Below are 22,453 nucleotides of genomic sequence, written 5' to 3' on the forward strand. Positions count from 1 at the left end.
GGACGGGCCCGGAGCGCTCCGGGGGTCATGTCAGCAGCCCCCGCTCGACCGCCGTGAGGACCGCGGTCCGCCGGTTGGTCACGCCCAGCTTGCCGTAGATGGCACGGACGTGGCTCTTGACCGTGTTGACCGACACGTCGAGGTCCTCGGCGATCTCCCCGAGGTTGCTCAGCGAGAGGAGCTCGACGAGGACGTCCTGCTCCCGCGCGCTCAGCCGCGGGTCCGACGGCCGGCGCACCCGCTGCCGGGCCGACAGGCAGCGGAAGGCGAACGCGGACGGGTCGCGGACCCCGCCGAGCTGGTCCACCAGCAGGACCCGCAGGCCCTGACCGGCGAGCGCGAAGGGGCGCAGCGCGTCGAGCGGCTCGGCCGTGTCGAGGGCCGCCTGCAGCCCCTGCCGCGCGCCCGGACGGTCGTCGAGGCGCAGGGCGGCCCAGACCTCGACGAGCCACGCCTCCACCAGGGTCGACGGCAGGAGCGGCGCCAGGTTGCCGTCGAGCAGCGGCACCACCGACGCCCGGGCCGCCCGGGGGGACCCCGCGGCCGCCTCGGACCAGGCCCGCAGCAGGGTCCGCTCGCCGTCGGCGCACCCGCCCCGGAGGAGTCGGCCGGCCGACGTGGCGGCGGCGGTCGACGAGCCCATCAGCAGGGCCGCGCGGTGCTCGAGCAGCACCGCCGAGGCCGCCAGCGCCGCGGGGACGGGCAGCCCGCCGAGCTGGGCGTGGGCCTCCTGGAGCTCGAGCAGGCCGCCGATCCGGTCGCCGACGTCGAACAGCGCGCCGCCCCGCGCGCTGCGCAGCGCGAACCGGACGGCCGGGTCCTGGTCGTCCGATGCAATCCGCAGTCCCTCGGCGGCGGCGTCGAGCGCTCCCTGCGGCGAGGCGCGCCCCAGGGAGGCGTGTGCCAGCACGGCGCAGGCAGCCGACGTCCACGCCGTCTCGTGCCACCCGTGGGCGGTCGCCGTCGCGACGGCCGCGCCGGCGGCAGCCGCGGCCCGCGCGTTCTCCCCGGACACCGCGGCGGCCCCCCCGATGAGGCAGAGGCACTGCAGCTCGAGGAGCTCCAGCCGCCGGTCCCGCGCGATCGCGAGGGCGGCCTCGAGGTCGTCGAGGAGGCCGGCCGCGGCGGCCGGTCCGTCGTCGGACCCGGAGAGGATGCCGGCGGCGGCCCGGCCGGCCAGCAGGAGGGCCGCCAGGGCCGGGTCGCCGGGCGTGGGCGCGGCCGTGCGGGGAGCCGGCAGGCCCGCCATGCCGGCGGTGGCGTCCCGGAACGCGGTGAGGTCCCCGTCGCCGGGGTGCGGAGTCCGGGCCGCGGCTGCCCGGACCCGGGTCCGCGCCGCCCGCAGGCCGCCCGTCCCGAGGTCGATCTGCGCCGCCACGAGGGGGAGCCAGGCGTCGGTCGCGTCGTCCCCGGCCGCTACCAGCGCACGGCCGAGCTCGGCCAGCTCCCCGCGCGCCACGAGCTCCGGCGCCCAGTGGTGCAGCAGCGCGGTCACCAGGGAGGCGTCGGCCGCCTCGGCCGCGTGCCGCAGGGCCTCCACGGGCCGGTCGGAGGCCGCCCACCACAGGGCCGCCTGCCGGTGCAGCTGCGCGGTCAGGGCGGGTCCGTGGCGGTGGAGGTCGGCGGCCAGGTACGACCGCATCAGCCCGTGGACGCGGAACTCGGTGCGGTGCGGACCGGAGGCGACGACCAGTCCCGTGGTGCGCGTCAGGGCGGTGAGCGCGTCGGCGGCGTCGGCGCGGCCGGTCAGCTCGACGGCGAGGGCGGCCGGCACGGGGTCGGCGATGCTGGTCCGCCGGAGCAGGTCGCGCTGCTCGTCCGGGATGTTCGCGAGCACCTCGCCGGCCAGGTAGTCGGCCACGGGGCGGTCGTCCCCGGAGAAGGCGGCGAGGAAGGCGTCGGGTTCGGGGTGCTCCCGCAGCCGGAGGGCGGCGAGCCGGATGCCGGCGACCCACCCGCCGGTCCGGGACCGGAGCGCGTCGGCCTGCCCGCGGGTGAGCTGCAGCCCGCAGCGCCGGGCCAGGGCCGCCGTCTCGGCGGGGGAGAAGGCGAGCTGGCCGGTCCGCAGTTCCCACAGCTGCTCCTCCAGGCGCAGCCGCGCCACCGGCAGCGCCGGGTCGGACCGGCTGGCGAGCACCACCTGGACGTTCCCGGGACAGTGGCGGAGCACGAGGTGCAGGCCGTGCAGCACCTCCCGGCTGCGCAGGAGGTGGGCGTCGTCGAGGACGAGCCGGATCGGCGTCGGCACGGCCGCGAGGGCCCACAGCAGGTCGGCGAGGAAGTCCGCGCCCACCGTCGTCCGGGGGACCACGAGCCGGTGCAGCCGGCTCGTCGCCGGCACCGCGGGACAGGTGACCAGGGCGGCGAGGACCGACGCCCAGAGCCGCGGCGGCGCGTCGTCGTCCTCGTCGAGGGCCACCCACGCGCAGGGGACGTCCCGGCTCCGGGCCCAGTCGGCCAGCAGGAGGGTCTTCCCGTACCCCGGGGGTGCGCAGACGAGGGTGAGCGTCCGGTCCGCGCCCTGGTCCAGAACGGTCACCAGGTCGGGACGGCGGACGAACTCCGGGGGGAGGTGGGGGACGGTCGTCTTGGACCGGGCCACGCGGCTCATGTCCCCTCCTCTCCTCGGAGCGGTGGCCCGTGGCCGGAGCCCGGGCGTGGCGGCGCCTGCCCACCGGCCGTCCGGACGTCGGACGGCGCTGCGTCGGTCCCCTTCCTCGCGGCCCCGTCCCTGCCTGGTGCCACCCGGACCCGTTCCGCGGTCACGGGCCGGTGCCGGACGGGTCGCTCGCCCGTCCGGTCCGCCTCGACCCGGGGGAGGAGGGGCGCGTCGTGACCCCGGGACGGGGCCCCGGGTGCAGGTCCACCCTCCCGCGCCCGGACGGGGCGGCCAGGGTCGGACGACCCGACCGCGCTGGGTCCTCCGACCCTGCCGCCCGCGTCCGGTGGCCGCGCGGGACCCGGCGGACCGGGCGACACGCGCAGTGGCGCGCACGGTTCACCCCGTCCGGACGATGGTCGCCAGGCCCGGGACGCGGGAGGCTCGGGCGAGGGACTCCCGGAGCACCCAGGGGGCTACGGCCATGACGACGATCGACCGCGCGGTCCTCACCCGGCAGGTGTACTTCCACGACCCCCTGGCGCCGCCCGCGAGCCTGGTCGCCCCCTCGGTCTTCGTCGCGGTGCGCTGGCACCACGGGACCCTGCTGCTCGTCCGCCGGTGCGACAGCGGCACCTGGGAGCTTCCGGGCGGCCGCGTCGACGTCGGCGAGACCGCCGTCGAGGCCGCCGTCCGGGAGACCGCCGAGGAGACGGGGGTGCGGATCGAGGTCACCGGGCTCGCCGGCCTGTTCACCGACCCCGGGCACGTGGTCCGCGCCGTCGACGGCGAGGTCCGCCAGCAGTTCGCGCTGCTCTTCCGGGCCCGCGCGCTGGGTGGCCTGCCGCACGGAGACCAGCACGAGACCAGCGAGGCCGCGTGGGTGCCCGAGGCCGAGATCGCGGGTCTGCCCATGTCGCCCCCGGTGCGGCTCTGGGTGGCCCAGGCCCTGGCGATCGGGGAACCGCCGCTGCTCACCTGACGCGGGCACCCGTCAGGGCGGTCCGGGTGCGGTCGCGGCGGGTGGCCCGGTCATCGAGGTGCCCACGTCGACGAGCGGTGTGGGCGGCACGCGGATCAGGCCGCGGGTGGAGCGGTCGAGGTCGAAGGTGACGACGAGCAGGACGGTGACCAGCGCGGACGCGATCAGCACCGTCGGGACCCCCTGGCCGAGGGTGGCCAGGTGCAGGGCCAGGACCGCCATGGCGACGGCGGCGCCGGCCACCTCCAGGACCAGGATGGCGGTCGGTACGCGGTTGGTGAGCCCGTACACCCGGTCGGCCTGCGCGTCGAACATCTCGTTGAGCGTCTCGACGTAGAGCCGCGGTGCGCTGTCGGCCGGAGCCGCCTCCAGGGCCTGCCCGGCCAGGGCCCACAGGCGGTCCTGGTACGCCGCGCTGGCGGCGACGGTGCGCTCGTGGGCCGGGGTGCCGGGGACCACGCCGGAGATCGCGACGCTGGTCCGCGTGTACTCCCGGAGCAGCGCCAGCGACTCGCTGCGCACCGGCTCGGCCAGCGTCTGCGCGCGCAGGTACGTCGTCCCGATGGCGTTGGCCTCGGCGACGACGTCGGCCCGGCGGGACTCGTAGCGCCCGACCGCGAGGCTCAGCCCGAAGGCCAGCACCAGGCCCATGAAGCCGACCAGTGCGGCCTGCAGGACCCCGACCGGCTCACGCAGGCGGTCGGAGCGGGCCGACAGCGAGCGGCCGACGAGCAGGCCGGCGACGGTCGCGCCCAGCACGATCCCGCCCAGGACGGCGACCAGGACCCAGGTGCTCAGTCCGAAGAAGGACACGCTGCGCTCCCTGGGCCGCGCCGGGTCAGGTCCCGGGCCACCGGGCGGCTCATGCGTCCTCCCGGGCGCCGTGGTGCCGGTGCGGGATGACGCCGTGGCCGGTGCGGCGCACGACCAGCGGGAGGACGTACCAGGTGAGGACCGCCACCACGACCGTGAGGGAGCTGCCCACGATCGCCTGCCAGCGGCCGAGCGCGATGTCGAGGATCAGCAGGACGGAGCTGCTGATCGCCGGGATGAGCAGGGCCAGGCCGACCATGAGCAGCCGGTCGGCGACGGCGACGAGGGCGGCCTTCTGGCGTCGGCGGAACACCAGCCGGTGGAAGGAGACCGGGGCGATGAGGACCAGGGTCGCCAGCGCGGCGGTCATCAGCGCCGTCGTGTAGGCGGCCAGGCCGACGCCGTCGACCTCCGTGAAGCGCTGGGTGAAGGCCAGGCCGAGCAGGAACGCGAAGAGGATCTGCACGCCGGTGAAGGCGACCCGGAGCTCCTGCAGCAGCTCGACGAGGTTGCGGTCGAGCACCTGGTCGACGGTCTCGCCCCGCGACTCGGCCGCGCGGACCGCCGGGGTGGCGTCCAGGAGGCCGCCCGCCACCGCCCCGCCGGGTCCGGGGGGCGGGACCTCCTGGACGGGCACCCGGTCCTCAGCCCCGGCGGGCGAGCGGCCCGGGGTCCCCACCCCCGGCGCCGGCATCGACACCGGGAGGCGCCTGCCGCTGCGGGACGAGCGGGGTGGCGGCGGCGACCGCCGCGGCCAGGGTGCCGCGCAGCGCGGCGTCCCGCCGCGGCCCGGGGAGCGCCGTCAGCGCGGTGACCGCGGTGTCCAGCCGGTGGCGGCCCGGTCCCTGCCGGTGCAGCGGCTCCAGCCACCGGGCGAGGCCGGCGAGGAAGCCGGTGCCGGTGACGCGGGTGCACCGCCGCTCGGCGCGCGCGAGGTGCCGGTCGAGGCCGGCGGGGTCGTCCAGTGCCGCGGCGGCCGTCCGCACCGTGGCGCGGACGACGGCCGCCGTCCGGGACGGGTCGCCGAGGGGGCCGGTGGCGACGAGGGCGGGGGCGAAGGCGGCCAGCAGCGGCCGGCCCTCGTCGGTGGAGGCGTCGTTCACGAGCCGGGCCAGCTCGGCCAGGGTGGGGTCGGTGCAGCGGGGGTGGTCGGAGAACGTCGTCCCGGCGAGGACGGAGACGTACTCCATCAGGCAGGCCCCCTGCTCCGGGTCCGGGTGGAACCCCGCCTGGAGCCGGGGGAGCCCGTCGGGGACGACGGGGCGGTCCGTCCTGTTCACGAGCCTGTCCTGTCCATGAGCGGGCTCCCGGGTCCGGTCGGCTGGAGGCGGCGGCCGGCGCCCGCCGTGCGGGGGTGCCGGCCCTCCGGAGCCTCGCCGGGTGCGCCGGGTTCCGGGTCCCCCGGGAGGGATGAGCCGCGCCGGCCGGCCCGGGCGCGGTCCGGATCCGGCCCGGGGACGGGGCTCCGGCGGCGCGGGCGCCGGGAGCGGCCCCTCGTCCTCGGGGGGTGATGCGGCCCCGGTCCGGCGGCCCGCACGCTGCCCCCTCGCCGCCGCAGCACCCTCCGGTGCGGCGCGGGCGGCGCGGCCGGGGGAGGGGCGCGGTCCATGGACGTGTCGCTGATCGTGGTCCTGGTCGTGGTGACCGCGCTGGCCTTCGACTTCACGAACGGCTTCCACGACACCGCCAACGCCATGGCCACCTCGATCGCCACCGGCGCGTTCACGCCCCGGACCGCCGTCACGATCGCCGCCTGCCTGAACGTGGCCGGGGCCTTCCTGTCGGTCGAGGTGGCGCGGACGGTCTCCGGCGGGCTGGTCGACGAGACGCTCATCGACCCGGTCGTGGTCTTCGCCGGGCTGACCGGGGCGATCCTGTGGAACCTGCTCACCTGGCTGCTCGGGCTGCCCTCCAGCTCCTCGCACGCGCTGTTCGGCGGCCTGATCGGCGCCACCTGGGTGGCGGGCGGGGTCGGCGCGATCGACTTCGAGGCGGTGCTGAACAAGATCGTGCTGCCCGCCCTGCTGGCGCCCGTGGTGGCCGCGCTGATCGCCGTCGTCGCGACCTACCTGGCCTACCGGACCACCGCGCGGGCCCGGCCGGAGGTCGTCGCGCGGGGCTTCACCGCCGGCCAGCGGGTCTCGGCGTCGATGGTCGCCCTGGCCCACGGCACCAACGACGCGCAGAAGACCATGGGCGTGATCACGCTGACCCTCATCACCGCGGGGCTGCTGGCACCGGGGTCGCCGCCGCCCTTCTGGGTCGTCCTCGCGGCCGGGCTGGCGATCGGGCTGGGCACCTACATGGGCGGCTGGCGGATCATCCGCACCCTCGGCCGGCGGGTGAGCGACATCGAGTCGGCCCAGGGCTTCACCGCCGAGACCACCAGCACCGCGGTCATCCTGTCCTCGACCCACCTCGGGCTGCCGCTGTCGACCACGCAGGTGTGCACGGGCTCGATCTTCGGAGCGGGAGCGGGCCGCCGGCTGGCGTCCGTGCACTGGGGGGTGGCCGGGCGGATCGTGCTCGCCTGGAGCTTCACCCTCCCGTCGGCGGCGCTGGTCGGCGCGGCGGCCTCGTGGCTCGCGGCGACCGGCACCGCCGGGGTGGTCGTCGTCGCGGTGGGCGCGGCCGCCCTGGCCGCGGGGATCTACGCCGTGTCCCGCCGCAACCCGGTGACGGCGGCCAACGTCAACGACGTCCCGCGGCCGGCCGCCGCCGACGTGCCCGTCGGCACGGCCGCCTGAGCCCGCGAGAGCCCCCGGGGAGGAACCTGCCGTGCACGTGGACTGGGCGACGCTCGCCGCCATCGCGGTCGTCGCGGCCGCCGCCTCCGTGACCGTCGTCCTGCTGGTCGCGTTCGCCGTCCTCGGGCTGTCCGGCTCCCCGGCACGGGGGTCCGGCGGCGACGGCGCCCCGGGCACGCGCTCGGCCGCGGGCACGGCGCTGGCCGCGCTCTGCCTGCTCGCCGCCGGGCTGCTCGTCTGCTACGGGCTGTACCTGATCGTCGCCTGAGCCGGGACGTCGCGGGTCGGTCGTCGCGGGGTCAGTCGTCGCGTGCGGCCCGCCGGGCGACCCGGCGCCGGTGCCGGCGCAGCACGCCCAGCCCGATCCACAGGACCGCCCCGAGGACCGCGACGACGACGGTGAACAGCCACAGCGGCCAGGTGAAGCTCCAGAAGAGGAACTGCAGCGTGACGTCCTGGGTGTTCTGGGCGATGAACGCGCCGAGCAGCCCACCGCCGGCGAGCGTGGCGACCAGCCCGCCGCTGAGACGTCCACCGGCGGGCGCCTCCGCCGGGCCGGTCGTGCTAGCGGAACCCTGCTGGACCATGACCGCCTCCTCCGCAGGCCCCGGACGCTAGGGACCGCCGGCGGGCGCGCGCCTCACCCGGGAGGGGTGGGGCGCGCCCGGCGCGGGCGCTGAAACGGTCGCCGCGGGAACCGATGCCCGGAGGTGGCGATGACCGACGACGGATCCGCGGCCGCGCGGGCCCGCGCGAGCAGGCAGCAGCTGCTGCGCTCGCAGGGCACGCCCAACTCGATGCTGCACGAGTTCGACTTCTGGGACCGCCGCTACGAGGGACGGCGGCTGTTCTCCGAGCTGCTCGGGACGTTCTTCCTGGTCCTCGTCGCCGTCGGCGGGGGGATGGTCAGCGCCCGCTTCGGCGGGTCGGCCGTGCCCTACGGGGCCCTGGTCGTCGCACCGGCCCTCATGGTCGCGGCGATCATCCTGTTCATGGGCGCCGTCTCCGGTGCCCACCTCAACCCGGCCGTGAGCATCGCGTTCGCGCTGCGGGGCGACTTCCCCTGGCGGCGGGTGCCCGCCTACGTCGTGGCGCAGCTCCTCGGTGCCGTCCTCGCGACCCTGCTGCTGTGGGCGCTCCTCGGTCAGCAGGGCAGCGCCGGGCTCACCCTGCCCGGCGCGGGGATCTCGACCACGACGGCGATGCTGTGGGAGGTCGTCCTGACGGCGGGGCTGGTCAGCACCATCCTCGGCGTGTCCTCCGGGGCGCAGCAGCTGGGACCGATCGCCGCGATCGGCGTCGGCAGCTACATCGCCCTGGCCGGGCTGTGGGGGTCGCCGGTGAGCGGCGCCTCCATGAACCCCGCCCGGTCGCTGGGCCCGGCGTTCGTCCTCGGGGACTGGACCGCGTGGTGGGCCTACCTGCTCGGTCCCGTCCTCGGCGCGATGGTCGCCGTGGGCTTCGCCTTCGTGCTGCGGGGTGCCGGTGGCGGTCACAGCGGCCGTGACGCCGCCCAGGGGACGCTGGGCGAGGACTGGCAGACCGGTCCCGTCGACGGCACCCCGACCGCGGCCCCCGCCCCGGCCGCGCCCGCCCGGGGCGAGGACGGGCAGACCGGTGCCGTCGTCCCACCTCAACGGGGTGAGCCCGGCGGCGTGTCGCGCTCCTAGCGTCGGCCCATGAGGACACCCGCGCCGGACGGTCCGCCCGCTGCGCCCGTCGACGGATCCGCGGCCGGGGCTCCGGCGGCGCCCCGGCCGCGGGACGGGATCACCCCGGACGGGCCGCCGCCCGGGGGACCCGTGCCCGCCGGGCACCCGGCGGAGCGGCCGGTCCTGCCGCGGTCGCTGGTCATGCTGCTGGGCGCCGGCTCGGCCGTCCTCGTGCTGGCCGGCGTCCACGCCGTGGCCTGGCTCGTCGGGCCCGTCTTCCTCGCGCTGATGATCGTCATCGCGATCAGCCCCGTGCAGGGAGCGCTGCTCCGGCACGGGTGGCCCGCGTGGCTGGCCACCCTCGTGCTGGTCCTGCTGGTCGTCGGGGTGCTGGCCGTCTTCGCCCTCGTCTTCGTGGTGTCGATCGCCCGGCTCGCCGCCCTCCTGCCGCAGTACGCCGACCAGGCGGACCAGACGCTGGCGTCCGTGGCGAGCAGCCTGCAGGGCCTCGGCGTGCAACCCGGTCAGCTGGACGATGCGGTCAAGGCCATCGACCCGGCGAAGCTGGTGGCGCTGATCGGCACCGTCCTCGCCGGGCTGTCGGGCCTGGCGTCGTTCCTGGTGTTCCTGCTCTGCCTCATGCTCTTCCTGAGCGTCGAGGCCGGCGGCATCGACCAGCGGCTCGCGGCCACCGCCGCCGACCGGCCCCAGCTGGAGACGGCGCTGCGCTCCTTCGCGGCGGGCACCCGCAACTACCTCGTGGTGACGGCGGTCTTCGGGTTGATCGTCGGCGTCCTGGACGGCGTCGCGCTGTGGATCATCGGCGTGCCGCTCCCGTTGCTGTGGGCGCTGCTGAGCTTCCTCACCAACTTCGTCCCCAACATCGGGTTCGTCATCGGCCTCGTCCCGCCGGCGCTGCTGGCCCTGCTCACCGGCGGGGTGCAGGAGATGCTCCTGGTCATCGGCGTGTACAGCGTCCTGAACTTCGTGATCCAGTCGCTGATCCAGCCCCGCTTCGTGGGGGACTCGGTCGGGCTGGCGATGACGACGACGTTCGTGGCGCTGGTCTTCTGGACGTGGCTGATCGGCCCGATCGGTGCCCTGCTGGCCATCCCCCTGACCCTGCTGGCCAAGGCCCTGCTCGTCGACGTCGACCCGACCGCGCGGTGGGCCATCGCCCTGGCCGGCAGCCTGGAACGACCGCCACGCCCGGCGCGCGACCGCCGGCGCCGGGGGCACGAGCCGTCCCCCGACGTCGCCGCGGCCGGTGCCGCGACCCCGGTGCCGTGACCCCTCCGCACGCGACGGCCCGGCGGTGAGCAGCGAGGCGCTGGTCCTCGCGGTGGTCAGCATCGTCCGGCCGACGGCCGCCGCCGTCGTCTGGGCGATGCTGGTGGGCACCCGGCCCCGGCGGCTGCTCGCCGTCTACCTCCTCGCGGGCCTGGCCGTCAGCCTCACGATCGGCGTCGCGGTGGTCCTCGCGGTGGGCGACACGCTGTCGGCGCGGACGGCCTTCGAGCTGCGCGCGCGGGTCCTCGTCCTCCTGGGGGTGGTCGCCCTGCTCGCGGCGGTCGCGGCCCGGCTCGGGTGGCTGCGCCGGTCCCGGCCGGACGCACCGGCCGCGAGCTCCCGCCCGCGCCGGCTGTCACCGGCCGGCGCGGCGGCCGCCGGCGTCCTCACCCACCTGCCCGGCGTCTTCTACCTCGCCGCGCTGAGCGCCATCAGCGCGAGCGCCGCCGCCAGGACCGGGGCCGTCGTGCAGGTGGTCGTCTACAACCTGGTGTGGTTCGCCCCGGCGATCGTCGCCCTCGCGATGGCGGTGTCCGGGTCGATCCCCTCCGGGGACCGGCCGGCCCGCGCCGTGGCCTGGGGGCGGGCGCACCAGGACACGATCCTCACGGTCTGCTTCGCCGGCGTCGGGGTGTGGCTGATCGCCAAGGGCCTCGCCGAGGCCCGCTGAGCACTCCCCGGCGGTCGGGACCGCCGCGCGCTCCTGACGGGTGGCGCGCCCCAGCCTCCTCACAGCCGAGCAACAGCGGTGGACCAACTCCGCGGCCGACGGTGGTCGAGCACGAGCCACCGAGTCCGAGGAGCACGCGTGTCCCAGCACCTCCCGTCCGGCCCGACCTTCGAGGGCCGCCGTCTGCCCCGGCCCGGGGAGGAGGTCGTCGACCAGGGGCTCGGCTTCGACCTCGACACACTGGTGAGCCGGCGGCGGTTGCTGGGCCTGTTCGGCCTGGGCGCCGCCGGCCTCGGCCTGGCGGCGTGCGGCGGCGGGTCGGGCACCTCCACGGTGGCCTCGAGCTCGTCGTCTGCGGCTCTCGCGGTGGCGGGGGAGATCCCCGATGAGACCGCCGGCCCCTATCCCGGGGACGGCTCCAACGGCCCCGACGTCCTCGAGCAGTCCGGGATCGTGCGCAGCGACATCCGCTCGAGCTTCGGGGACCTCAGCGGCACCGCCGAGGGCGTGCCGATGACGCTGCAGTTGACGATCAGCGACCTGGCGAACGGGGGCGCACCGTTCGAGGGGGTCGCGGTGTACGTGTGGCACTGCACCCGCGAGGGCGGCTACTCGCTGTACTCCGAGGGGATCACCGACCAGAACTACCTGCGCGGCGTCCAGGTGGCGGACGCCGCCGGCACGGTCACCTTCACCAGCGTCTTCCCGGCCTGCTACTCCGGGCGGTGGCCGCACGTCCATGTCGAGGTCCATCCCGACCAGGCGTCCATCACCGACTCGGCGAACGCGATCGCCACCTCCCAGGTCGCGCTGCCGCAGGAGGTCTGCGACACCGTGTACGCCACTCCCGGCTACGAGGCGTCGGTGTCCAACCTCGCCCGGGTGAGCCTCGACGGCGACAACGTCTTCGGCGACGACTCCGGCGCGAGCCAGCTGGCCACCGTCACCGGCGACGTCCGCGGCGGCTACATCGTCACCCTCGCCGTCGGCGTGGACACCACCACGACCCCGACCGGCGGCGGCACGGCCCCCGGCGGCGACGGCGCTCCCTCGGGTGCGCCCGGCGGAGGCCCCGGTGGCGCCCCGCCCGCCCCGCCGGCCTGACCCGTGACCTCCGCGGAGGGAGCCCCGTGAACCTGGGATCACGCCGTAGCGACCCGGCAACAAGAGGCAATCGGTTGCCGGACCGCTGCCGCTGGGATGGGATGAGGGGAGGCCGTCGTGTACCGGGGGCGCACCGTAGAGCAGGGCCCTGCCGCCCAGGTGACGCAGAACCCGACACCTCTACACGCCGCGGCTGCTGCTGGCCTCGCCCGTGCCCGACCCGGACCGCCAGGCCGCGCGGCGGGAGGCCCGCCAGGGGCTGCCCGACGACCCGTCCCCGGTGTCCTCCGCCGCCTGACCGCTCCCCGGACCGGCGGCGCCACCCGCCGTCCGCCCCCGGACCACCCGTCACCCACGCCGATCGACCGTGCCCGGTCGGAGGAGGAACCACTGTGCTGCGTCCCCAGGACGGTCCCACCCGCGAGCGGAGGCGCCTCGACGGACTGTGGCGCTTCCGCACCGACCCCACCGGGGAGGGGCGCGACGCCGGCTGGTGGCGGGCCCCGCTGGCGCAGTCGGTGGAGATGCCCGTACCGGCCAGCTACAACGACGTCCTCGTCGACGCGGCGGTCCGCGACCACGTCGGTGACGTCTGGTACCAGACCACCGTCCGGGTGCCCCGGGGCTGGGCCGGCCAGCGGGTGGTCCTGCGCTTCGACGCCGCCACCCACCGCGCGGTCGTGTGGGTCGGCGACGAGGAGGTCGTCCGGCACGAGGGCGGGTACACGCCGTTCGAGGCCGACGTCACCGCGCACGTCCGGCCCGGCGAGGAGGTCCGCGTCACGGCGGTCGTCGACAACCGGCTCACGTGGGAGTCGGTGCCCCCGGGCATCGTGAGCGACGGGCCGGGCGGGCCGAGGCAGGACTACTTCCACGACTTCTTCAACTACGCGGGACTGCACCGGCCGGTCTGGCTGTACAGCACCCCGGCGGCGCACGTCAGCGACGTCACCGTCGTCACCGGCCTGTCCGGGAGCACCGGCACCGTCGACTACCGCGTGGAGGCCGAGGGCGCGGACGGACTGGAGTGCCGCGTCGTGCTGAGCGACGCGACCGGGGAGGAGGTGGCGTCCGGCCGGGGTGCGACGGGGACCCTGGAGGTGCCCGACGTCCACCCGTGGCGTCCCGGTGAGGGCCACCTCCACGACCTGCGCGTGGAGCTGGTGGACGGGGCGGACGTCGTCGACGCCTACGTGCTCCCCGTCGGCATCCGCACCGTCGAGGTCCGCGGCACGGAGTTCCTGATCAACGGCGAGCCCTTCTACTTCACCGGGTTCGGCAAGCACGAGGACCTGCCGGTGCGCGGCAAGGGCCACGACGACGTCCACCTCGTCCACGACTTCGCGCTCCTGGACTGGATCGGCGCCAACTCGTTCCGCACCTCGCACTACCCGTACGCCGAGGAGGTCCTCGAGTACGCCGACCGGCACGGCATCGTGGTCATCGACGAGACGGCCGCGGTGGGGCAGAACCTCGGGATGATCGGCGGGATCACCGGCCGGTCCTACCCGCCGACCTTCTCGGCGGAGGCCATCGGCGACGCCGGCCGCGAGGTCCACGCCCAGGCGATCCGGGAGCTGGTGGCGCGCGACAAGAACCACCCCTGCGTCGTCCTGTGGAGCATCGCGAACGAGCCGGAGGCCCACACCGACTCCGCGCGGGCCTACTTCGAGCCGCTGTTCACCCTCACCCGCGACCTCGACCCCACCCGGCCGGTGGGGTACGTCAACCAGATCCTGGCCTCGGCCGACGGCGACCAGCTCAGCCAGTTCGCCGACGTGCTGATGGTCAACCGCTACTACGGCTGGTACACGCAGACCGGCGACCTCGCCGCCGCCGGCCCGGCGCTGCTCGCGGAGCTGCAGGCGTGGGCGCGGCACGGCAAGCCGATCATCGTCACCGAGTACGGCGCCGACACCGTCGCCGGTCTGCACTCCGCGCTGCCGCAGCCCTGGAGCGAGGAGTACCAGGTCGAGTTCCTCGACACGTACCACCGCGCCTTCGACCAGGTCGACGCCGTGATCGGGGAGCACGTCTGGAACTTCGCCGACTTCGCGACCAAGGCCGGGATCATCCGGGTCGACGGCAACAAGAAGGGCGTCTTCACCCGCGACCGCAGGCCGAAGGCGGCCGCGTCGGCCCTCCGCCGCCGCTGGCGCGGCCCCGGGCCGTGGCGCCGGTGACCTTGGAGCAGGAGGCCGCGCTGCCCATCGGCCGGGACTCCTGGTCCACCACCCCGGTGCCGGAGGCCGGTGTGCCGTCGCTGGTGCTCACCGACGGCCCGCACGGTGTGCGCCTGCAGGCCGGGGCGAGCGATCACCTGGGCCTCCACGACAGCGTGCCGGCGACCTGCTTCCCGCCGGCCGTGGCCGTGGGGGCGAGCTGGGACCCGACGGTGGCCGAGCGGGTCGGCGCCGCGGTCGGCCGGGAGGCCCGGGCGCTGGGCGTGCACGTCGTCCTCGGCCCCGGCGTGGACATCGAGCGGACGCCGCTGTGCGGGCGCAACCCACGTCGCTGACGTGCCAGGGTGGGTCGGGTCGCCACCGGGCGACGCCGACCCGGGAGGTCAGTCGTGAGCAACCACGTGTACCGGCTCAGCGAGATCGTCGGCAGCAGCCCGGACAGCGTCGACGACGCGATCCGCACGGCGATCGCCAAGGCCGCCCGGACGGTGCACAACATCGAGTGGTTCCAGACCGAGGAGATCCGTGGTCAGGTCGTCGACGGCGGCGTGGCCCACTTCCAGGTCCGCCTGAAGATCGGCTTCCGCGTCGACGACTGAGCCGCGCTGCGCCGACCGGTTCCGGTCGGAGCCGGTGCTCGCGTCGGAAGAGACCCCACAGACCCGACGTGACCGTCGCGCGCTTCACGTCCGGACCCTGAGGTGCCGTCCGGGGTCGGTCGTGGGGACCCCGTGGGCCGGACGCCGGGACTCTCACAACGCGTGGACACCGGTCGATCAACCGGGATCGCCCTCGGTGCCCTCTGCCACGACCCCACGCCGGTCGGCTTCCGCTCGCGACCCGCGAGAGGTCGATGCATCCTGCTGGCCGTGGGCTCCGGGTCACGCGCGGCCGCAGCCGCGGAGGGGCGGCACGTAGAGACCGTCCCGCTCGGCGCGGACCGCGGCGAGTGTCCTCGTCGGGGCGCCGAGCTTCGCGAGGACGTGCTCGAGGTGTGCGGCCACGGTCCGCGGCGCCACCACCAGCGCGCGGGCGATCTCGTGGTTGGAGCACCCCTCGACCAGGAAGCCCAGCACCTCCAGTTCCCTCGGGGTCAGTCCGCGCAGGTCGTTCGCCGCTGAGAGCAGGGCCACGGCGGTCAGCCCCGGCGGCGCGTCCTCGGGCGCCGCCAGGACGGTCACGCGCACGTGCCCGCCGGGGGCGTGCGAGCCGCCCACCGGCCAGAGGAAGGAGGAGTAGACCTGCCCGTCGCCGATCCGCTCCCGTGCGGCGGCCAGGACGGGTGAGCGGAGGACCAGCAGGGCATCCGCCGGCAGGCCCGGCAGCGCCTGGCAGCCGCCGTCGGCGCGGAGCACCACGCCGGCCGTGGCGCCCCGGACCAGGCGGGCGGCAGCGAGCAGGGAACGCATCGGGTCGATGCCGTGCGCGAGCACCGGCGCGAGCCGCCCGAGCCGACGGCGGATGGCCGGGGACGGTGGCTGCCGGCTGCCGGACAGCACCGCGAGATGGCCGACGTGCCGCCCCCCGGGGGCGAACAGGCCGACGCCCAGCCCCTCGTGGAGACCGGACGGGATCAGGCACTCGGCCCAGGTCGGGAGCTCCTCGGCCGGGTAGGGCAGGTCCGACGGGCCCACCGGCGGACGATCCCGGTCGGTGCCGGTCGCCTCGATGTCGCGCGCCACCTGCGGGCCGGAGAGGAACTCCACGGTCGCGCCGTCCAGGTCGAGGCTCACCAGGGAGTGGTAGCGGTGACCCAGCGGGTCGGCGAGAGCCAGGAACGCGCAGTCGAACGGGACGACCCGGCGGAGGACCTCGAGCATGGCGTGCGCGCGCTCGGACGTGGTGCCGGCCGCGGCGGCGGTCTCGGCCAGCAGCAGTTCACCGGCCTGGTGCGAGCGCATGTGTCCCCCTGGGAGCTCAGCTGGAGCGGGCCGATCCCAGCCACGACCGCACCGGCTGCTCGACCGGTCGGGGGGGGGGGGCACGGTTCAGGTACTCATACCGCGGTACGCGGCGGTCCACCGCGTGGACCGTGACGTAGAACCACAGGGGTAGAAGTCCTGACCTAACACCCGACCGCTCCGTCCCTGCCTCCGGCGGTAGCCTGACCTGTGGACCTGCGCCAGCTCAGGTACTTCCTGACCGTGGCCGAGGAGCGGCGCTTCTCCTCCGCCGCGCGCCGGTTGCACGTCGCCGCCCCGTCGCTCTCGCAGCAGATCCGTGCGCTGGAGCGGGACCTGCGCGTCACGCTCTTCGACCGCACGCCCCGCGGAGCCGAGCTGACGCCTGCCGGGCGCGTGCTCGCGGAGCGGGCGCGGGTGATCCTGGCCGAGGTCGACCGGGCACGCGAGGACGTGCGGTCCGCAGGGGTCTCGAGCCGGGAGCAGGTGACCCTGCGCGTCTGCACGATGGCCGACCGGGTCCTCGACGGCCCGCTGCGGACGGTGGGCCTCGCCATCCCCGGCCTCGAGGTCTTCGTGACGTCCAGCCCGGGGGACGACGCCGTCGAGGCGGTCCGGCAGGCGCGGGCCGATGCAGCGGTCGTCTGGAGCCGGCCGCAGGCGCACCGTGACCTCGACGGGATCGTCCTCGGCTCGGTGCTGTTCGGGATCGTCCTGCCGCTGGGGCACCCGCTCGCCGACCGGGCGGAGATCCCGGTCGCCGGTCTCGGTTCCGAGTCCACGGTGATGTTCCCGTTGTCCCCCTTCGCCGGCATCTGGCAGCGCACCGTGGACCACCTGCTGCCGGGGGGAGCGCGGCTGGGGCAGGTCGTCGTCGAGCCGGACCTCATCAACAGCCCCGAGGCGATGCTGCGGGCGGTCGCGGCGGGGTCCGGCGTCGCTCCGGGGATCCTCGGCGTCGTCGAGCACATGGGCGTGGGCGGGATCGTCGTGCTGCCGCTCGATCCCCCCTTGTCCCTCGACCTGGAGGTCGTCTGGCGCCGGCCGGCCCGCCCCGCCGTCCGCCGGCTCGTCGACTTCCTCGTCGCGGCGGTCGACGACCCGGAGGTCCTCGTCTCGGCTCCCCGTCGTCCCCCTTCGGGAGGGGGCGGTCAGGGCTTCAGGACGACCTTCTCGCAACCGTCCGCCTTGTTCTTGAAGATGTCGTAGCCGTGCGGGGCCTCGGCCAGGGGCAGCCGGTGGGTGATGACCCGGGTCGGGTCGAGCTCGCCGCGCTCGATGCGCTCGAGCAGCGGGCGCATGTACCGCTGCACGTGGCACTGGCCGGTGCGCAGGGTGAGTGACCGGTTCATCCAGGCGCCGGCCGGGAACTTGTCGACCAGCCCGCCGTAGACCCCGATCACCGAGACGATCCCGCCGCTGCGGCAGGACAGGATCGCCTGGCGCAGGGCGTGCGGCCGGTCGGTCTCCGATCGGACGGCCTGCTTGACCCGGTCGTAGAGGTGCACGTGCGCAGCCCCGTGAGTGGCCTCCATGCCGACGGCGTCGATGCACTTGTCCGGGCCGCGTCCACCGGTCTGCTCCAGCAGGGCGGAGCGGACGTCGGTGGCCGAGTGGTCGATCGTCTGGTAGCCCTGGGAGGCGGCCATCTCCAGCCGGTACGGGACGTCGTCGATGGCGATCACCTTCTCCGCGCCGAGCACGCGGGCGCTGTCCATCGCGAACTGCCCCACGGGGCCCGCACCCCAGACCGCGACGACGTCGCCGTCCTGGATGTCGCACATCTCCGCGCCCATGTAGCCGGTGGGCAGGATGTCGGAGAGGAAGAGCACCTGCTCGTCGGAGAGGTCGGACTCGATCCTCAGCGGGTTGACGTCGGCGAGCGCCACGCGGGCGTACTCGGCCTGGCCGCCGGCGAAGCCGCCGGTGAGGTGCGAGTAGCCGTAGATGCCGGCCACCGGGTGGCCGAACATCTTCTCGGCCACGCCGGCGTTGGGGTTGGTGTTCTCGCAGCAGGAGTACAGCTCGGCGCGGCAGGCCAGGCAGGCCCCGCAGGCGATCGGGAAGGGGACGACGACGCGGTCACCGACCCGCAGCCTCGACCCGTCGACGCCGGGACCGACCTCGACCACCTCACCCATGAACTCGTGGCCCAGCACGTCGCCCGACTCCATCGTCGGCACGTAGCCGTCGAGCAGGTGCAGGTCGGAGCCGCAGATCGCCGTCGACGTGATCCGCACGACGGCGTCACGGCTGTTGAGGATCGCCGGATCGGGGACGTCCTGCACCTCGACCCGGTTCGGGCCGGTCCAGCAGTTCGCCTTCACGCCAGCACCTCCCTGCGGCCCCGGAGCTCCTGCAGTTCCCCGTCGCTCAACGGCCGGGCCGGGCGCTGCGGGAACTCCCTGCGGGCCCGCTTGCCCCACGGGGCGCCCTCGGAGCGCACCACCTCACCGGTCTCCACCACCTGCTTGAAGCGCCGCAGGTCGTCGTCGAGCGCCTGGGACGGGTCGTCGCCGAAGTACCTGGCGGCCGCCCTGCCCAGCGCGCCGGCGGGCACGTCGTAGCGCAGCCGGACGCGTACCTCGGTGCCCCGCCCGCCCGGTGCCGGCACGAACAGGACCTCGCCGGAGGTGTCGACGTCGGCGCCCTCGACGGAGGCCCAGGCGATGCGTTCCGGGGCGTCGCCGGTGGTCACGGCGTCCCACTCGACGACGGTGTCGAACGGTGCGCTGGCCACCCAGTGGCTGGAGCTCGGTCCGGTCACCCGCACGTCGTCCAGGTGCGCCATGAACGTGGCCAGGTTCTCCAGTCGGTGCCAGAAGCCGTACACCTCCTGGGGAGGCGCGAGGACGGTCGTCGTCGAGGTCAGCTCCATCGGCGTGCTCCTGGGGGAAGGCGGTCGGGTCCCTCCAGCGAAGCCCGGCGGCGGGGCGACCTCCATCGGCAGGACGACCGATTGCGTCGCGGGCCGCGCGCCCAGGAGCGTGGGGCGGCCGCACGCCCGGGAGGCGGGTCCACGCGCACCGGCGGGCAGCAGGCCGGAGGCCCCCGGAGGCCGCAGCGACGACCAGGAGGACGGCGGACATGGGTGCCTGGACCCCGGAGGCCGAACCGGCCGGCGCCGGCGGCGGTGCGGTGACCCTGGTCGAGGGGTCGTCGTTCTGCATCTGCACGCCGGGCGGGGACCTCACCGGCGCCGGGCCGCACGGGGTGTTCTTCCGCGACACCCGCATCCTGTCGCGGTGGGACCTGCAGGTCGACGGCGAGACCCCCGAACCGCTCGCGGCCATGACGCCGGAGCCCTACCGCGGGACCTTCCTGGGCCGGTTGTCCCGCCGGTCCGGCCGGACCGACACGAACCTGCTGGTGCAGCGCGACCGGCGGGTGGGCAACGGCCTGCGGGAGGACGTCGTCATCCGCAACTCCGCCGGGGAGCCGGCGGCGGTCACGGTCACGGTCGCCGTCGAGGCCGACTTCGCCGACCTCTTCGAGGTGAAGGAGGGCCGGGTCCAGGTGCGCGGCGAGCGGCGCGTCCAGGGGCAGGGTGAGCGGCTGGTGTTCGACCAGCGCTGGCGCGACACCCGCCGGGGTGCCGTCGTCCTGGCCCCCGGCGCGTCCCTCGACGTCGTCCCGAGCGTCGCCCACAGCGCCGGCAGCATCCGGTACGAGGTCGTCGTCCCCGCCCGGGGCGAGTGGACGGCCTCGCTGCTGGTGCAGCCGGTGGTCGACGGCGAGGACGTCGAGCCGTCGTTCCCGCTGGACCGTCCGCTGCGCGAGTCGCTGCCCGCCCGGCGCCTGCAGCGGTGGCAGGAGACCACGCCGATCGCGACGACCGGGCACGAGGGGCTGCAACGTGTCCTGCGGCGCAGCCAGCAGGACCTGGGGGCACTGCGCGTCTTCGACCCCGTGGACCCCTCCCTCGCCGCGGTCGCCGCCGGCGCGCCGTGGTTCATGGCCCTGTTCGGCCGCGACTCGCTGCTCACCGCCTACATGGCGCTGCCCGTGGACCGCAGCCTGGCGCTGGGCACCCTGCGGACCCTGGCGCGGCACCAGGGCCGCACCACCGATCCGCTGACGGAGGAGGAGCCGGGCCGGATCCTGCACGAGGTCCGGCTCGGCGTGGAGTCGGGGCTGTCCCTGGGCGGTGGCAGCACCTACTACGGGACGGTCGACGCCACGCCGCTGTTCGTCGTGCTCCTCGGGGAGCTGGCCCGCTGGGGTGCCGAGCCGCAGCAGGTCGCGGAGCTCCTGCCGCACGCGGACCGGGCGCTGGAGTGGATCCGCAGGCACGGCGACCGCGACGGCGACGGGTTCGTGGAGTACCAGCGGGCCACCGACCGGGGGCTGGTGAACCAGGGGTGGAAGGACTCCTGGGACGGGATCACCTCCGCCGACGGCCGGCCGGCCGACGCGCCGATCGCGCTGTGCGAGGTCCAGGGTTACGTCTACGACGCCTACCGCACGCGTGCCGAACTCGCCCGGACGGTGGGGGAGGAGGACGTGGCGCGGGAGTGGGACGACCGCGCCGCGGCGCTCAAGGAGGCGTTCAACGAGCGGTTCTGGCTGCCCGACCGCGGCTGGTTCGCCCTCGCGCTGGACCGCGACGAGCGCCCGGTCGACGCCTGCGCGTCGAACATGGGGCACTGCCTGTGGAGCGGCATCGTCGACGAGGACAAGGCGCCGCTGGTCGCCGCGCACCTCCTGTCACCGGCGATGTTCAGCGGCTGGGGCGTGCGCACGCTCAGCAGCGCCATGGGCGCCTACGACCCGGTCAGCTACCACAACGGCTCGGTCTGGCCGCACGACAACGCCTTCGTCGTCGCGGGCCTCGTGCGCTACGGCTTCGTGCACGAGGCCCAGCGCGTCGCCGAGGCGCTGCTCGAGGCGGCCCAGCACTTCGGCGGCCGGCTGCCGGAGCTGTTCTGCGGCTTCGACCGGGACGAGTACCCCGAGCCGGTGCCGTACCCGACCTCGTGCTCGCCGCAGGCATGGGCGGCCGCCGCACCCGTCCACCTGATCCGCACGCTGCTGCGGTTCGATCCCCAGCTGCCCCGCGGTGAGCTGTTCGTCGACCCCGTGCTCCCTCCCGCCTTCACCCCGCTGCGCGTGGAGGGCGTCGCGCTCGGGGACGCCCGGATCGACCTCGCGGTCTCGGCGGACGGGGCGGTGGTGGAAGGCGCACCCTCCGGCGTGGACGTGCGGCACGAGCGGTACCGGGACCGCGGGGGCGCCACCCGGGCCTGACCGGGTGGCGCGCCCCCGGGTCGCCGGACGTCAGGAGGCGGGCACGGGCGGTCGGCTGAGCACCCGGCGGCGCGGCGTCGGATCGGCGAGGAGCTCCTCGTAGAGCCGGACGTGCTCGGCGACCATCCGCTCCGTGCTGAAGCGGCGCACGACGGCCGCCCGGCAGGCCCCGCGGTCGAGTCGTGCGGCGTCGAGGAGGGCCGCGGCGAGCGGGAGGCGGCCCGGGCGCAGGTGGCCGGTGACGCCGTCGTCCACGATCTCCGGGGCGGAACCGACCGGCGTGGCCACGACGGGGGTGCCGGTGGCCAGTGCCTCGATCATCACCAGACCGAACGGTTCCGCCCACTGGATGGGGTTGAGGAGGGCGAAGGAGCCCCCGACGAGCTCCAGCTTCTCCGCCCAGCCCAGCTCCCCGACGAACTCGACGTCCGAGCACAGCAGCGGCTCGACCTCCGCGCGGAAGTACTCGCGCTCGGCCGGCTCCCGGAGCTTGGCGGCCATGCGCAGCGGAACGCCCGCCGCCCGGGCCACGAGAGCGGCCTCGCGAGGTCCCTTCTCCGGACACATGCGTCCCAGGAAGCTCGCGTACCCGCCGTCCCCGCGTCCCACCGGGACCGACTCCACGTCCAGGCCGTGGTGGACCACACCGGCCAGCCGGACCCCGTCGGCGGTGGCCGCCTGGTGGTGGGAGATGGCGAGGACCGCGACCCCCCGCATCGCGCGGTAGACCGGGCCCAGCGTCGCGTCGAAGGGGCCGTGGGCGGTGGTCACCACGGGCGGACCGGACGGGGTGTGCCGGTACAGCGGACCGGTCAGCGTGTGGTCGTGGACGACGTCCACGTCGCTCATGGCGGCGTAGCTCGTGATGACGTGGCGCAGCTCGGTGGCCGAGTCGGCGCAGACGGACCCGGCCTCGGCGGCCTCGTCGGTGCCGGCCACCCGCGGCACCGGGCAGGCGCTGTTGGCCGCGGCGGCGAGCAGCACGTCGTGACCTGCGCGGACCAGCCCGCGGGCCAGCCGGTCGATGACCGACTCCGTGCCGCCGTAGGCGGGAGGGGGCACGGGAACGGCCGGAGGGGCGATGAGACCGATCTGCATGGGGACGTCCTCGGGAGGTGGGGCGGGCCGCGGCTCACGGCGGAACGGATGCGGCCCCCATGGCAGCCGCCCGGCGACCGTTCCGGCCATCGGCAGAGCGACCCATTCCCGCGCCCCGGCCGGCCGCTCCCCTCACCGCCCCGGGTGGTGGCTCCCTCCGTGTCCCG

At 75.6% G+C, this 22,453-nt stretch carries 21 protein-coding genes; 12 read left to right on the forward strand and 9 right to left on the reverse strand.

Going from position 1 to position 22,453, the window contains the following annotated elements:
• Positions 1-25: 25 nt before the first annotated feature.
• Positions 26-2,611, reverse strand: coding sequence for a helix-turn-helix transcriptional regulator (locus FN207_RS26925; RefSeq protein ID WP_142458729.1), 2,586 nt, complete (start codon positions 2,609-2,611; stop codon positions 26-28).
• Between the two features lie 472 nt (positions 2,612-3,083).
• Between FN207_RS26925 and FN207_RS11915 the strand changes: the two genes are divergently transcribed.
• On the forward strand, positions 3,084-3,581 hold the full coding sequence (locus FN207_RS11915; RefSeq protein ID WP_142458730.1) for an NUDIX hydrolase: 498 nt from the start codon (positions 3,084-3,086) through the stop codon (positions 3,579-3,581).
• A gap of 12 nt (positions 3,582-3,593) precedes the next feature.
• Here the strand turns inward: FN207_RS11915 and FN207_RS11920 are convergent, their stop codons facing one another.
• Genes FN207_RS11920 through FN207_RS11930 form a run of 3 tightly spaced genes read right to left on the reverse strand, consistent with a single transcriptional unit; the run spans position 3,594 to position 5,674 of the window.
• Positions 3,594-4,394 (reverse strand): bestrophin-like domain, encoded by an 801-nt coding sequence (locus FN207_RS11920; protein ID WP_142458731.1) that lies wholly within the window; start codon positions 4,392-4,394, stop codon positions 3,594-3,596.
• A 49-nt stretch (positions 4,395-4,443) separates the two neighbouring features.
• Positions 4,444-4,989 (reverse strand): DUF6328 family protein, encoded by a 546-nt coding sequence (locus tag FN207_RS11925; protein ID WP_246065999.1) that lies wholly within the window; start codon positions 4,987-4,989, stop codon positions 4,444-4,446.
• 49 nt (positions 4,990-5,038) lie between these two features.
• Positions 5,039-5,674, reverse strand: a complete 636-nt coding sequence (locus tag FN207_RS11930) for a hypothetical protein (protein ID WP_142458732.1) — start codon at positions 5,672-5,674, stop codon at positions 5,039-5,041.
• A 327-nt stretch (positions 5,675-6,001) separates the two neighbouring features.
• Here FN207_RS11930 and FN207_RS11935 point away from each other — a divergent pair, with 327 nt between their 5' ends.
• Together FN207_RS11935 and FN207_RS11940 are read left to right on the forward strand one after the other, a co-directional pair.
• A complete protein-coding gene (locus tag FN207_RS11935) occupies positions 6,002-7,141 on the forward strand; it encodes an inorganic phosphate transporter (protein WP_142458733.1) in 1,140 nt (379 codons plus the stop codon).
• 31 nt (positions 7,142-7,172) lie between these two features.
• A complete protein-coding gene (locus tag FN207_RS11940; protein WP_142458734.1) occupies positions 7,173-7,409 on the forward strand; it encodes a hypothetical protein in 237 nt (78 codons plus the stop codon).
• Positions 7,410-7,440: 31 nt separating this feature from the next.
• On the opposite strand, the gene FN207_RS11945 is transcribed toward FN207_RS11940, so the two are convergent.
• Positions 7,441-7,728 (reverse strand): lipopolysaccharide assembly protein LapA domain-containing protein, encoded by a 288-nt coding sequence (locus FN207_RS11945; protein WP_142458735.1) that lies wholly within the window; start codon positions 7,726-7,728, stop codon positions 7,441-7,443.
• Between the two features lie 129 nt (positions 7,729-7,857).
• Between FN207_RS11945 and FN207_RS11950 the strand changes: the two genes are divergently transcribed.
• From FN207_RS11950 to FN207_RS11985, 7 genes are all read left to right on the forward strand, one after another.
• A complete protein-coding gene (locus tag FN207_RS11950) occupies positions 7,858-8,811 on the forward strand; it encodes an MIP/aquaporin family protein (protein WP_142458736.1) in 954 nt (317 codons plus the stop codon).
• A 132-nt stretch (positions 8,812-8,943) separates the two neighbouring features.
• Positions 8,944-10,083 carry an AI-2E family transporter gene (locus FN207_RS11955; protein WP_246066000.1) on the forward strand — a complete coding sequence of 380 codons (1,140 nt, stop codon included), beginning with the start codon at positions 8,944-8,946 and terminating at the stop codon, positions 10,081-10,083.
• A 25-nt stretch (positions 10,084-10,108) separates the two neighbouring features.
• Positions 10,109-10,753, forward strand: a complete 645-nt coding sequence (locus tag FN207_RS11960) for a GAP family protein (RefSeq protein ID WP_185938309.1) — start codon at positions 10,109-10,111, stop codon at positions 10,751-10,753.
• 138 nt (positions 10,754-10,891) lie between these two features.
• Positions 10,892-11,857, forward strand: a complete 966-nt coding sequence (locus FN207_RS11965) for an intradiol ring-cleavage dioxygenase (protein ID WP_142458739.1) — start codon at positions 10,892-10,894, stop codon at positions 11,855-11,857.
• Positions 11,858-12,249: 392 nt separating this feature from the next.
• Positions 12,250-14,040 (forward strand): beta-glucuronidase, encoded by a 1,791-nt coding sequence (gene uidA, locus FN207_RS11975; RefSeq protein ID WP_142458740.1) that lies wholly within the window; start codon positions 12,250-12,252, stop codon positions 14,038-14,040.
• Positions 14,037-14,375: a glycoside hydrolase family 3 N-terminal domain-containing protein gene (locus FN207_RS11980; protein ID WP_246066001.1), complete on the forward strand. Its 339-nt coding sequence runs from the start codon at positions 14,037-14,039 to the stop codon at positions 14,373-14,375. Before uidA ends, FN207_RS11980 begins: the two co-directional genes overlap by 4 nt.
• A gap of 54 nt (positions 14,376-14,429) precedes the next feature.
• Positions 14,430-14,639, forward strand: coding sequence for a dodecin (locus FN207_RS11985; protein WP_142458742.1), 210 nt, complete (start codon positions 14,430-14,432; stop codon positions 14,637-14,639).
• A gap of 282 nt (positions 14,640-14,921) precedes the next feature.
• Here FN207_RS11985 and FN207_RS11990 read toward each other — a convergent pair whose 3' ends face one another.
• Positions 14,922-15,941 (reverse strand): helix-turn-helix transcriptional regulator, encoded by a 1,020-nt coding sequence (locus tag FN207_RS11990; protein WP_142458743.1) that lies wholly within the window; start codon positions 15,939-15,941, stop codon positions 14,922-14,924.
• Between the two features lie 210 nt (positions 15,942-16,151).
• On the opposite strand from FN207_RS11990, the gene FN207_RS11995 reads away from it, so the two are divergent.
• The gene (locus tag FN207_RS11995; RefSeq protein WP_142458744.1) at positions 16,152-17,150 is read left to right on the forward strand and encodes a LysR family transcriptional regulator; all 999 of its coding nucleotides are present in this window, start codon (positions 16,152-16,154) and stop codon (positions 17,148-17,150) included.
• Here FN207_RS11995 and FN207_RS12000 read toward each other — a convergent pair.
• Both FN207_RS12000 and FN207_RS12005 read right to left on the reverse strand, forming a co-directional pair.
• The gene (locus FN207_RS12000) at positions 17,093-18,268 is read right to left on the reverse strand and encodes a zinc-dependent alcohol dehydrogenase (RefSeq protein ID WP_142458745.1); all 1,176 of its coding nucleotides are present in this window, start codon (positions 18,266-18,268) and stop codon (positions 17,093-17,095) included. The genes FN207_RS11995 and FN207_RS12000 overlap by 58 nt on opposite strands.
• Positions 18,265-18,819 carry an SRPBCC family protein gene (locus FN207_RS12005; protein WP_142458746.1) on the reverse strand — a complete coding sequence of 185 codons (555 nt, stop codon included), beginning with the start codon at positions 18,817-18,819 and terminating at the stop codon, positions 18,265-18,267. The genes FN207_RS12000 and FN207_RS12005 overlap by 4 nt, the downstream gene beginning before the upstream one ends.
• Before the next feature lie 209 nt (positions 18,820-19,028).
• On the opposite strand from FN207_RS12005, the gene FN207_RS12010 reads away from it, so the two are divergent.
• Positions 19,029-21,188, forward strand: a complete 2,160-nt coding sequence (locus tag FN207_RS12010; protein ID WP_142458747.1) for an amylo-alpha-1,6-glucosidase — start codon at positions 19,029-19,031, stop codon at positions 21,186-21,188.
• Positions 21,189-21,218: 30 nt separating this feature from the next.
• On the opposite strand, the gene FN207_RS12015 is transcribed toward FN207_RS12010, so the two are convergent.
• Positions 21,219-22,286 carry a glycosyltransferase family 4 protein gene (locus tag FN207_RS12015; protein WP_142458748.1) on the reverse strand — a complete coding sequence of 356 codons (1,068 nt, stop codon included), beginning with the start codon at positions 22,284-22,286 and terminating at the stop codon, positions 21,219-21,221.
• Positions 22,287-22,453: the final 167 nt, after the last annotated feature.

Origin of the sequence: Geodermatophilus aquaeductus, assembly GCF_900182545.1 — a bacterium.
Classification (GTDB): domain Bacteria; phylum Actinomycetota; class Actinomycetes; order Mycobacteriales; family Geodermatophilaceae; genus Geodermatophilus; species Geodermatophilus aquaeductus.